Origin of the sequence: Pseudomonas quebecensis (assembly GCF_026410085.1) — a bacterium.
Lineage (GTDB): Bacteria > Pseudomonadota > Gammaproteobacteria > Pseudomonadales > Pseudomonadaceae > Aquipseudomonas > Aquipseudomonas quebecensis.
Map to the genome: position 1 here is coordinate 5,299,456 of NZ_CP112866.1, position 11,696 is coordinate 5,311,151.

Here is an 11,696-nt window from a genome sequence, read left to right on the forward strand (position 1 = left end):
ACTCCCGCTCTTTAAATCGCAGCCCAAGTAACAGGTGAATTTCGTGAGCCAGCCTACGCCAGCCGTGCGTACCTTCCAAGACTTGATCCTCGCCCTCCAGCAATACTGGGCCGAGCAAGGTTGTGTGGTACTTCAGCCCTACGATATGGAAGTAGGCGCCGGCACTTTCCACACCGCTACCTTCCTGCGGGCCATCGGCCCGGAAACCTGGAACGCCGCTTATGTGCAGCCCAGTCGTCGCCCGACTGACGGCCGCTACGGCGAAAACCCGAACCGTCTGCAGCACTACTACCAGTTCCAGGTGGTATTGAAGCCCAACCCGGATAACTTCCAGGAACTCTATCTGGGCTCGCTGAAACACGTCGGCCTCGACCCCTTGGTACACGACATCCGTTTCGTCGAAGACAACTGGGAATCGCCGACCCTGGGCGCCTGGGGCCTGGGCTGGGAGGTCTGGCTCAATGGTATGGAAGTGACGCAATTCACTTACTTCCAACAAGCGGGCGGCATCGAGTGCTACCCGGTAACCGGCGAAATCACCTACGGCCTTGAGCGCCTGGCCATGTACCTGCAGGGCGTGGATTCGGTCTACGACCTGGTATGGGCTGATGGCCCGTTCGGCAAAGTGACCTATGGCGACGTGTTCCACCAGAACGAAGTGGAGCAGTCGACCTATAACTTTGAACACGCCAACGTCGACAAGCTGTTCGAACTGTTCGATTTCTATGAAAGCGAAGCCAAACGCCTGATCGAACTCGATCAGCCGCTGCCGCTGCCGAGCTACGAAATGGTGTTGAAGGCGTCCCATACCTTCAACCTGCTGGACGCCCGCCGCGCCATCTCGGTGACCGCGCGCCAGCAATACATCCTGCGTGTACGCACCCTGGCGCGTTCCGTCGCTCAAGCCTACCTGCTGGCACGCGCCAAGCTGGGCTTCCCGATGGCTACCGAGGATTTGCGTGATGAAGTGTTGGCTAAGCTGGAGGCTGCACAATGAGTGCTCAAGATTTCCTGGTTGAACTGGGCACCGAAGAGCTGCCACCCAAGGCGCTCAATACGCTGGCCGACGCCTTCCTGGCCGGTATCGAAAAAGGCCTGCAGACCGCCGGCCTGAAGTTTGAAGCGAAAAAAGTCTACGCCGCACCGCGTCGCCTGGCGGTACTGCTGACCGCGCTGGAAACCCAGCAGCCGGACCGCAGCATCAACCTCGATGGCCCGCCACGCCAGGCCGCCTTCGACGCCGAAGGCAACCCGACCCAGGCCGCCCTGGGCTTCGCCAAGAAGTGCGGCGTGGAGCTGAGCGATATCGACCAGAGCGGTCCGAAACTGCGCTTCAGCCAGGTCATTACCGGCAAGCCGACCGCCAGCCTGCTGCCAACCATCGTCGAAGATTCCCTTAACGACCTGCCGATCCCCAAGCGCATGCGTTGGGGTGCGCGCAAGGAAGAGTTCGTGCGTCCGACCCAGTGGCTGGTGATGCTGCTGGGTGACCAGGTCATCGACTGCACTATTCTCGCCCAGAAGGCCGGTCGCGATTCCCGTGGCCACCGCTTCCACCACCCGCAAAGCGTGCGTATTACTTCGCCGGCCAACTACCTCAACGACCTGCGTGGCGCCTACGTATTGGCCGATGCCAACGAGCGTCGTGAGCTGATCAGCAAGCGCACCGAAGAGCTGGCCCGCCTGCAGGAAGGCACTGCCATCGTGCCGCCAAACCTGCTCGACGAAGTGACCGCGCTGGTGGAGTGGCCGGTGCCGTTGGTGTGTTCGTTCGAGGAGCGTTTCCTCGATGTGCCGCAGGAAGCCCTGATCACGACCATGCAGGACAACCAGAAGTACTTCTGCCTGCTGGATGCCGACGGCAAGTTGCTGCCGCGCTTTATCACCGTGGCCAACATCGAGAGCAAGGACCCGCAGCAGATCATCGCCGGTAACGAGAAAGTCGTTCGCCCGCGCCTGACCGACGCCGAGTTCTTCTTCAAGCAGGACAAGAAGCAGAAGCTGGAAGACTTCAACCTGCGCCTGCAGAACGTGGTGTTCCAGGAGAAACTCGGCAGCGTCTACGACAAAGCCGTACGTGTTTCCAAGCTGGCGGCCTACATTGCACCACGCATTGGTGGTGATGCAGCCTGGGCCGCGCGTGCCGGCTTGCTGTCCAAGTGCGACCTGGCCACCGAGATGGTCGGCGAATTCCCCGAGATGCAAGGCGTTGCCGGCTACTACTACGCCCTCAACGATGGCGAGCCGAACGATGTGGCCCTGGCGCTGAACGAGCAGTACATGCCGCGCGGTGCCGGTGCCGAGTTGCCGTCCACCCTCACGGGTGCAGCCGTGGCGATCGCCGACAAGCTGGACACCCTGGTCGGCATCTTCGGCATCGGCATGCTGCCCACCGGTAGCAAAGACCCGTACGCCCTGCGCCGTGCGGCCCTGGGGGTGCTGCGCATCCTGATCGACAAGAAGCTCGACCTCGACCTGACCCAGGCCGTGGTCTTCGCGGTCGGCCAATTCGGTGCCAAGGTCAAGCAGGCCGGCCTGGCCGAGCAAGTGCTGGAGTTCGTGTTCGACCGCCTGCGTGCGCGCTACGAGGACGAAGGCGTGGATGTTTCCGTCTACCTGTCGGTTCGTGCCCTGCAACCGGGTTCGGCATTGGACTTCGACCAGCGCGTACAAGCCGTGCAGGCGTTCCGCAAGTTGCCTGAGGCCGATGCGTTGGCTGCCGTGAACAAGCGCGTGTCGAACCTGCTGGGCAAGGCCGAAGGCATGAGCAACGTTGATGTCGACCCGGGCCTGTTTGCCGATGCCAAGGAGTTCTCGCTGAACTCAGCCATCGTCAAGGCAGAGAACGCCGTGAAACCGCTGATCGCCGAGCGCAACTACGCCGAAGCGCTGGCGCGCCTGGCGACCTTGCGTGAGCCGGTGGATGCGTTCTTCGAAGCGGTGATGATCAATGCCGAAGACGCAGGTGTGCGGAAAAACCGCTACGCCATGCTGGCGCGCCTGCGTGGTCTGTTCGTCAATATCGCCGACATTTCGACCCTGAGCTGACCATGCTGAAGCTGCTGATTCTCGATCGGGACGGTGTAATCAACTACGACTCCGACGCCTACATCAAATCGGTCGAGGAATGGATTCCAGTACCCGGCTCGATCGAGGCCATCGCGCAGTTGAGCAAAGCCGGCTGGACAGTGGCCATCGCCACCAACCAGTCCGGCATTGCCCGTGGCTACTATGACCTCGCCACCCTGGACGCCATGCATGCGCGCTTGCGCGCGTTGGTGGCTGAGCAGGGCGGCGAGGTGGGCTTGGTTGTGTACTGCCCCCATGGGCCGGACGAGGGCTGCGATTGCCGCAAACCCAAGCCGGGCATGTTGAAAACCATTGCAGAACATTACAACGTGCCGTTGGCTGGGATATGGTTCGTCGGGGACAGCCTCGGTGACCTGGAGGCGGCCAAGGCCGTCGACTCTCAGCCAGTTTTGGTAAAGACCGGGAAAGGCGAAAAGACCCAGGCGAAAAACCTGCCGGTAGGCACATTGATTTTTGACGATCTGGCGGCAGTTGCCGCAGAACTTATCAACAACTAGCCGCCCTCGACTTCCTGACCAAGGATTGTTCGGGAGTGCGCTGTTCAACAGGCGGGCCGTGTCCCGCAACGGTAAATGCCGCCATGTCGATCTTGCAGGCCATCAGAACCTTTTTCTTTTACCTGCTGCTGGGCACCAGTTCGTTTCTCTGGTGCACCCTGAGCTTTTTTATTGCGCCGTTCCTGCCGTTCAAGGCGCGCTATCGCTTTATCAACGTTTACTGGTGCCGCTGCGCGTTGTGGTTGGCCAAGGTATTCCTGAATATTCGCTTCGAGGTCAAGGGCGCGGAAAACGTCCCTGAGCAGCCCTGCGTGATTCTGTCGAACCACCAGAGCACATGGGAGACGTTCTTTCTCTCGGCTTACTTCTCGCCCTTGAGCCAGGTGCTCAAGCGCGAGTTGCTGTACGTGCCATTTTTCGGCTGGGCGATGGCCATGTTGCGTCCCATCGCCATTGACCGTGACAACCCCAAGGCCGCGCTCAAGCATGTGGCCAAGAAGGGCGACGAGCTGCTCAAAGACGGCGTGTGGGTGCTGATCTTCCCGGAGGGCACTCGCGTACCCTACGGCACCGTGGGCAAGTTCTCGCGAGGTGGGACTGCTTTGGCGGTCAACGCCAATCTGCCGGTACTGCCGATTGCGCATAACGCCGGCAAGTTCTGGCCGAAAACCGGCTGGGCCAAACGCGAAGGCACGATTACCGTGGTCATTGGCGAACCGATGTATGCCGAAGGCGAAGGCCCTCGCGCCATTGCGGCACTGAATGATCGCGCCGCGGCCTGGAACGAAGCGCAGCAACGCGCCATGGGTTCACTGCCACCGGAGCCGATCGTTGTGGATACACCCGTCGTATGATGTTCTGTGGATAACCTGTGCACGGTTTGTTGGCGAATGGCTTCTTTTTTACGTTAAAAAGCTGATTTTATTAGATATTTCAAAAAGGGATAAAATCTCGAAAAAGGTGCATAAGTTTTTCCAGCTATAAAAAAACCGGTCTTGATGACCGGTTTTTTGTGTTCGCCCCAAATGCCTCGCTTACTCCTCCAGCAAGGGCAACCGAAGGTTGAATACGGTGCCTTTACCCAATGTGCTTTCACAACTGATAACGCCCCTGTGACGCTCCACCACCGCCTTGACCATCGTCAGGCCCAGCCCCAGTCCTTCGCTGCCTTGGGCTGAATCAAAGCGCCGGTACTGGCTGAACAGTTCGGGCAAATCGTCTGGCGCTATGCCAGGGCCCTGATCGCTGATGCGGCATCCAAGCCAGCCGTCAGCAGCGGCATGACTCAACCTGACGGTGGTACCGGAAGGTGAGTACTTGACCGCATTCTCAAGCACATTGAATAACGCTCGAGTGAGCAGCGACTGATCGGCCAACACCATGCCTTCATCCGCCTCATCCAGGTCGTGGACCAAGTGGATGCCTTTGAGCTGAGCAATTACTGCCACTTGGTCGAAGGCATCCATCACCAACATGGCAAACAGCGTCGGCTGGAAGTGATAGCCATCGGCCTCGGCTTTGGCCAACTGCACGAATGACTCGGTGAGGCTCAACGCGCGTCGTACCTGCTGTTCGATCTGGGCAAATATCGGCGACTCGCTGCTGTGCACATCCAGCAATGCAAGGATCGCTGAGTGGGGGGCGCGCAAGTCGTGGGAAAGAAAGCGCAACATGGTTTCCCGATGCTGCTGGGCGTCACGCTCCTTACTCAGATCGGTAAGGCTTAATAGCCAGCCCAGGGCAAAATCGCCTTCGGCCGGTAGCAGGGGCGCAAGCTCCATGCGCAGGCTGCGCTGGTGGATATCGCGGAACTCGACCAGTTCCAGTTGCGCGAGGGCAGGGCGGACGCCGCCGTGCAGGGGTGGATAACCCAGGTCGGCCAGTTGCTCCAGGAGATTTTCAGCGACCAGGTCATTGCCGAACACATTCCGGGCGATACGATTGGCCAGCAGAATATTGCCTTGCGGATCGGTGATCAGCGTCGCCACCGGCAGGCACTCAAGGCCATCGGCCATGAAGCGCCGGGTATCTCGTGTGCGGCTGACCGCTTGCTCCAGCGCGAAGATGCGCGACTGCAACACGTCGCCTCGGCTGGCGGGCGCACGGCGGCGTTCAGGCAGGACCTTGGGCTCGTCGTCCAGGCGCGCCAACTCCCAGCCGAAATAGGCGAGAATTACACTCAGTCGGCGCCAATTCCAGATCAGGTAGCTGAGCAACAAACCGATCAGGCAAGCGGCCGGCGACCACCAGTGCCCCATGCGTAACAACGTCCAGGCGCCGACCAACGCGATGAACATGCAGCCCAGCGTCATCCAGAGCGCATAGCGTGGCCGGTAGAGCAGCAACGCCAACAACAGCGCCACCAGTGAGGTCGCTATCAACGCCGCAAGCCATCCTGGAACATCTTCAATACTGCGACCTTGTAATAATCCATTGAGTACGTTGGCCTGAATGTCCAGCCCTGCGGTAGTACCAGCCGTGGAAAAGAGGGGTGTAACAAAACGATCCCCCATTGCAGACGCGTTTGCCCCCACCAGAATCAAACGGTCACGCAGTTGTGCCGGTGGCACCTCACCGTGCAATACGCTGACATAGGACACGCTGGGGAAGTGGCTATGAACAGGGATGGAGGGGATGCGGATCGCATGATCTCGGTGCCAGCGTTGCGGTGTCGATACCAGCGGCCCGCCGGGCATTTGTCGTGGTTCAACGGCCATTTGGTAAGCCAGCCAGGCAAGCTGCGGGACCATCGCATCAGCTGGTCCTTCACGCAGATACAGGCTGCGCACCACGCCGTCGCTGTCGGCTTCAACATTGATATGACCCAAGCCCCTGGCACATTTGAGTAATGGCAGCCTGTGCGCTTCGGCCTGGCCGTCGCCTGTGGAGTCGTCCTGCACCAAAGGCAGCACCACGTTGCCGGCGTTGCATAGCGCATCCGCCAGACGCTTATCGCCAGCGGGTTCTTCGGGCTCACTGAAGATCACGTCGAACAGAATCCCGGCCGGCTGCGCAGCGCTGAGGCGATCAATCAGATCAGCATGCAGGGTACGAGGCCAAGGCCATTGCCCGAGTTTCTTGAGGCTGGGCTCGTCGATGGTCACCAGCAAAATACGCGGATCTACCGGCAGCGACGTCAAGCGCAGCAGGCTGTCATACAGCGGGTTACTCAAGGCCAGCCCAGGACTCACCGACAGGTAGGCAGTTATAGGCAGCAGCAGCAAACCGATCCACAGCCATTCACGCACCAACCCGCGGAACAAGCGCTGGGCATGGGTCGGTTGCCGCTTCTCGGCCTTACCCCAGAGCATCATAGGTCACCGCGCCGGTGTTGGAGGAGGGTACTAAACATTGTCGTGGTTTCACTTCTGCTCGCGGGAAGCCCATTCTCGCCCAATCGGAAAAGTTTTCCTGCACGATGTTCATTGAGGCTCCGCCGTGGCGACTTGAAAGCGGTGAGGTGAGGGCGGCTCCGCTATGTGCACCGAGGAGTCTACGACGGCACATGTGTCGGCTGAGCCTTTTCCTTACTATCGGGAGTCGGTATCTTTCCTGCCTGGGTAGAAACGTTTTCCAATGAGTTAAGCACTCTTGGAAATGAGCCTACCGAGAGATCCAGGGGGGCGTTGGTTCTGAGCACAATTCTTCAGATTCAACGACCGGCATCTGCGCAGTACGTGCCTTGATGAGGACGACGGCTGCCGTACTCTTCAAGACGAAAGGACCCACCCATGCGTGTCGCAATACTGGATGACGAACCCGCGGAATTACGCCGGGTGGAACAGACACTGCGACAAATCCCAGGTACTGCGGAACAGCCTTGGGCCCTGCATTGTTTCGAGCGTGGGGAAGACCTGCTGCGTCAACTGCGACGGGAAACCTTCGATCTGTTGATCCTGGACTGGCAACTGCCGGACATCACTGGTATCGCATTGCTGCGCTGGACGCGCGAACACATGGAATCGCCGCCTGCTGTGATCATGCTGACCAGCCGCGATGCCGAAAGCGATATCGTCACCGCGTTGAACAGCGGCGCTGACGACTATCTCAGCAAACCCTTTCGCCCTAATGAACTGAAAGCCCGCGTCAACGCAGTGCTCCGCCGTCACGGCCTGCAGAAATCCGCCACACAGGAAGTACAGAGTTTCAACGATCTGACCTTCGACGATGCAGAACTGACGGTTACACGCGCAGGTAAGCCGATCAACCTCACCGAACGAGAGTACCGCCTGGCCAGCTGTCTGTTCGCCAACCTGGCGAGGCCGTTGTCCCGCGAATACCTGTACGAACGCTTCTGGACCCATGAAGAAATGGTCTCATCCCGCCCGCTGGATACCCATATCTACCGGTTAAGAAACAAGCTCGGTCTGACGGCGGATCGGGGTTGGCAACTGCTGACCATCTACGGATATGGCTATCGTTTGGAGAGTGTGCCGGCCCCTTCCTCCAGCTAGGAATGACGATGTTCCACGTGGAGCAATTGAAAAACCAGATTCAGCTGGTGAAAAAAAAGGCCAACGCTAAGAAGCGCTGGCCTTTTTACTTCGACGAGGGGTAAACCGGAATTAGAAGTCCAGGTTCGATACCGCCAAAGCGTTGCTTTCGATGAAGTCACGACGAGGTTCAACCGCATCACCCATCAGGGTGTTGAAGATCTGATCCGCGCCAATGGCGTCCTCGATGGTCACGCGCAGCATGCGACGCTGGCTTGGGTCCATGGTGGTTTCCCACAACTGGTCAGGGTTCATTTCGCCCAGACCTTTGTATCGTTGGATGGTGTGGCGCTTGGTGCTTTCTGCCATCAGCCAATCAAGGGCTTCCTTGAATTCCTTGACCTGCTTCTTGCGTTCGCCACGCTGAATGTAGGCGCCGTCGTCGAGCAGGGTGCTGAGTTGCGCACCCAACGTCACCACAGTCTTGTAATCATTGCTGCCGAAGAAGTCGCGGTTGAAGGTGACGTAGTTCGACAAGCCGTGGGAAATCAGCTCGACCTCTGGCAGCCACACGTTACGTTCACGGTCCTCACGCAGGCTGGCTTTGTAGACCAGCCCGGATTTCTCTACCGTGCGCAGACGCACTTCGTACTGGGCCAGCCAATCCTGCATCGCTGCGTGATCGCTCAGTTGCTCCAGGCTGACGGCCGGCAGATAGATGAAGTGCTCGGTCAGCTCCTGAGGGTACAGGCGCGACAGTCGCTTGAGGGTCTTCATCACCATGCGGAAATCGTTAACCAGACGCTCCAGCGCCTCGCCGGAGATCCCCGGGGCCTCGTCGTTCAAGTGCAGGCTTGCATCTTCCAGGGCCGACTGCGTCATGTACTCTTCCATGGCGTCGTCGTCTTTGATGTATTGCTCTTGCTTGCCCTTTTTGACTTTGTACAACGGTGGCTGGGCGATATAGATGTAGCCGCGCTCGATCAGCTCCGGCAACTGACGGAAGAAGAAGGTCAGCAGCAGCGTACGAATGTGCGAACCGTCGACGTCGGCATCGGTCATGATGATGATGTTGTGGTAGCGCAGTTTTTCGATGTTGTACTCGTCGCGACCAATACCGCAGCCCAGAGCCGTGATCAAGGTGCCGACTTCCTGAGAGGAAATCATCTTGTCGAAACGCGCCTTCTCGACGTTGAGGATCTTACCCTTCAACGGCAGGATGGCCTGGGTGCGACGGTTACGACCCTGCTTGGCGGAACCGCCAGCAGAGTCACCTTCCACCAGGTACAGTTCGGAGAGGGCAGGGTCCTTCTCCTGGCAGTCAGCCAACTTGCCCGGCAGGCCGGCGATATCCAGCGCGCCTTTGCGTCGGGTCATTTCACGGGCTTTACGCGCCGCTTCACGGGCACGCGCGGCGTCGATCATCTTGCCGACAACCAGCTTGGCCTCGTTCGGGTTCTCCAGCAGGAAGTCGGAGAAGTATTTGCCCATCTCCTGTTCAACTGCGGTCTTCACTTCGGAGGACACCAGTTTGTCTTTGGTCTGCGAGCTGAACTTAGGATCCGGCACCTTCACCGAAATGATCGCTGTCAGGCCTTCGCGCGCATCGTCACCGGTGGTGGCGACCTTATGCTTCTTCGCCAGACCTTCAGCTTCAATGTAGGTGTTGAGGTTACGCGTCAGTGCGGAACGGAAACCCACGAGGTGAGTACCGCCGTCGCGTTGTGGAATGTTGTTGGTGAAACACAGCAGGTTCTCGTTGAAGCTGTCGTTCCACTGCAGGGCAATTTCCACGCCGATGCCATCTTCACGCTGGATGTTGAAGTGGAACACCTGGTTGACCGCAGTCTTGTTGGTGTTCAGATATTCAACGAATGCACGCAAGCCGCCTTCATACTTGAACAGTTCTTCCTTGCCGCTGCGTTCGTCCTTGAGGACGATACCCACACCGGAGTTGAGGAATGACAGTTCACGAATTCGCTTGGCCAGAATGTCCCAGCTGAAGTGAATATTCTTGAAGGTTTCAGCCGAGGGCTTGAAATGGATCTGGGTGCCGGTGGTTTCACTGTCGCCAACAATCTTCATTGGCTCTTGTGGTACACCATGGACGTAAGTCTGTTCCCAGATTTTGCCGCTGCGGCGAACGGTCAGGATAAGCTCTTCAGACAGAGCGTTCACCACCGACACACCCACTCCGTGCAAACCACCGGAAACTTTATAGGAGTTGTCGTCGAACTTACCGCCGGCGTGGAGCACAGTCATGATGACCTCTGCCGCCGAAACGCCTTCTTCTTTATGCACATCTACCGGGATGCCGCGACCGTTGTCGCGCACGGTGATGGATTCGTCCGGGTGAATGATGATACTGATGTCGTCGCAGTGACCGGCCAAAGCTTCGTCGATGGAGTTGTCGACCACCTCGAACACCATGTGGTGCAGACCGCTACCGTCATCAGTGTCGCCAATGTACATACCGGGACGTTTGCGTACGGCATCCAAACCTTTCAGCACTTTAATGCTGGTCGAGTCGTACGTGTTTTCTTCGCTCATGCCTTCACTCCCGATGGTCGTGGGTCTGGGTGATACGGCCTTGTTCCACGTGGAACAAAGCGACTGGCGTTTCCGTCTGCCAGCCTTCCCTCAATAATTCGTGGTCTACACAGGTGATAAACACCTGGCAGCGTAAGTCTTCCAACAAGCGGCACAACGAGCGACGATGTTGCTCGTCCAGTTCGGACGGCAAATCATCCACCAGATAAATACATTGGCCTCGCCGAGCCTGGCTAACCAAGTGGCCCTGTGCGATACGCAATGCGCACACCACCAATTTCTGCTGGCCGCGAGACAAGATATCCGCAGCGTTATGAGTGCCTAATCTAAGGCGCAAATCAGCACGTTGGGGTCCAGCCTGCGTATGGCCCATTTGCTGATCCCGCAGCAAGGAGGTCGCGAGCACTGCGCTCAGCTCACGCTCTTTGTCCCAACCACGGTAATAACTCAGCGTCAGCCCTTCGAGATCCAGCAACTCACTCAAAGTCTGCTCAAAAACTGGTTTTAATGCCTTGATGTAGGCGCGGCGGTATTCATCTATTTCGTCGCTGGCCAGGCACAGTTCACGGTCCCAGGCCGCTTGCGAAGCGGCGTCAAGTGTACCATGCCGCAGCCATGAGTTCCGCTGCCGCAGGGCCTTCTGCAGGCGCTGCCAGGTCGCCATAAACCGTGGTTCCACGTGGAACACTCCCCAATCGAGGAACTGCCTGCGGATCTTTGGCGCGCCTTCCAACAGCCGAAAACTGTCGGGGTTAATCAATTGCAGCGGCAGGATCTCAGCCAACTGCGCGGCACTCCGAGCATTTTGCCCGTCTATGCGAATTTGAAACTCCCCACCACGATCACGAGATATGCCCAGGTTGCTATGACCGCCTTCTGCGAGCTCAACCTGCCCAAACACTGTGCACGCCAGCTGTTCGTATTGGATAACCGGCAACAAGCGAGCGCTGCGAAACGAACGCGCAAGGCCCAACAAGTGAATGGCTTCCAGCACACTGGTTTTACCACTGCCGTTGGCGCCGTGGAGAATATTGATTCGGGGGGAAGGGGAGAAGGTCACCGGGTGCAAATTGCGCACCGCGGTGACCGAGACGCGACTGAGGGACATCTAGCTTCTGCTGGGCAT

The 11,696-nt window shown here is 58.5% G+C and carries 8 protein-coding genes; 5 read left to right on the forward strand and 3 right to left on the reverse strand.

Annotation, left to right across the window (positions count from 1 at the left end; genetic code table 11):
- The first annotated feature begins 43 nt into the window (after window positions 1-43).
- From glyQ to OSC50_RS24575, 4 genes are all read left to right on the forward strand, one after another.
- Window positions 44-997 carry a glycine--tRNA ligase subunit alpha gene (gene glyQ / locus OSC50_RS24560; RefSeq protein WP_003170711.1) on the forward strand — a complete coding sequence of 318 codons (954 nt, stop codon included), beginning with the start codon at window positions 44-46 and terminating at the stop codon, window positions 995-997.
- Window positions 994-3,048, forward strand: a complete 2,055-nt coding sequence (glyS, locus tag OSC50_RS24565; RefSeq protein ID WP_266245208.1) for a glycine--tRNA ligase subunit beta — start codon at window positions 994-996, stop codon at window positions 3,046-3,048. Before glyQ ends, glyS begins: the two co-directional genes overlap by 4 nt.
- A 2-nt stretch (window positions 3,049-3,050) precedes the next feature.
- A complete protein-coding gene (gene gmhB / locus OSC50_RS24570; RefSeq protein ID WP_266245206.1) occupies window positions 3,051-3,587 on the forward strand; it encodes a D-glycero-beta-D-manno-heptose 1,7-bisphosphate 7-phosphatase in 537 nt (178 codons plus the stop codon).
- An 83-nt stretch (window positions 3,588-3,670) separates the two neighbouring features.
- Window positions 3,671-4,441 (forward strand): lysophospholipid acyltransferase family protein, encoded by a 771-nt coding sequence (locus tag OSC50_RS24575; RefSeq protein ID WP_181077504.1) that lies wholly within the window; start codon window positions 3,671-3,673, stop codon window positions 4,439-4,441.
- Between the two features lie 180 nt (window positions 4,442-4,621).
- On the opposite strand, the gene OSC50_RS24580 is transcribed toward OSC50_RS24575, so the two are convergent.
- A complete protein-coding gene (locus OSC50_RS24580; RefSeq protein ID WP_266245203.1) occupies window positions 4,622-6,901 on the reverse strand; it encodes a CHASE2 and HATPase_c domain-containing protein in 2,280 nt (759 codons plus the stop codon).
- Window positions 6,902-7,318: 417 nt separating this feature from the next.
- Here OSC50_RS24580 and OSC50_RS24585 point away from each other — a divergent pair, with 417 nt between their 5' ends.
- Window positions 7,319-8,041 carry a response regulator transcription factor gene (locus tag OSC50_RS24585; protein WP_181077508.1) on the forward strand — a complete coding sequence of 241 codons (723 nt, stop codon included), beginning with the start codon at window positions 7,319-7,321 and terminating at the stop codon, window positions 8,039-8,041.
- 111 nt (window positions 8,042-8,152) lie between these two features.
- Here OSC50_RS24585 and gyrB read toward each other — a convergent pair whose 3' ends face one another.
- Both gyrB and recF read right to left on the reverse strand, forming a co-directional pair.
- Window positions 8,153-10,570 carry a DNA topoisomerase (ATP-hydrolyzing) subunit B gene (gene gyrB / locus OSC50_RS24590; RefSeq protein WP_181077543.1) on the reverse strand — a complete coding sequence of 806 codons (2,418 nt, stop codon included), beginning with the start codon at window positions 10,568-10,570 and terminating at the stop codon, window positions 8,153-8,155.
- Window positions 10,571-10,574: 4 nt separating this feature from the next.
- Window positions 10,575-11,678, reverse strand: a complete 1,104-nt coding sequence (gene recF / locus OSC50_RS24595; RefSeq protein ID WP_266245200.1) for a DNA replication/repair protein RecF — start codon at window positions 11,676-11,678, stop codon at window positions 10,575-10,577.
- Window positions 11,679-11,696: the final 18 nt, after the last annotated feature.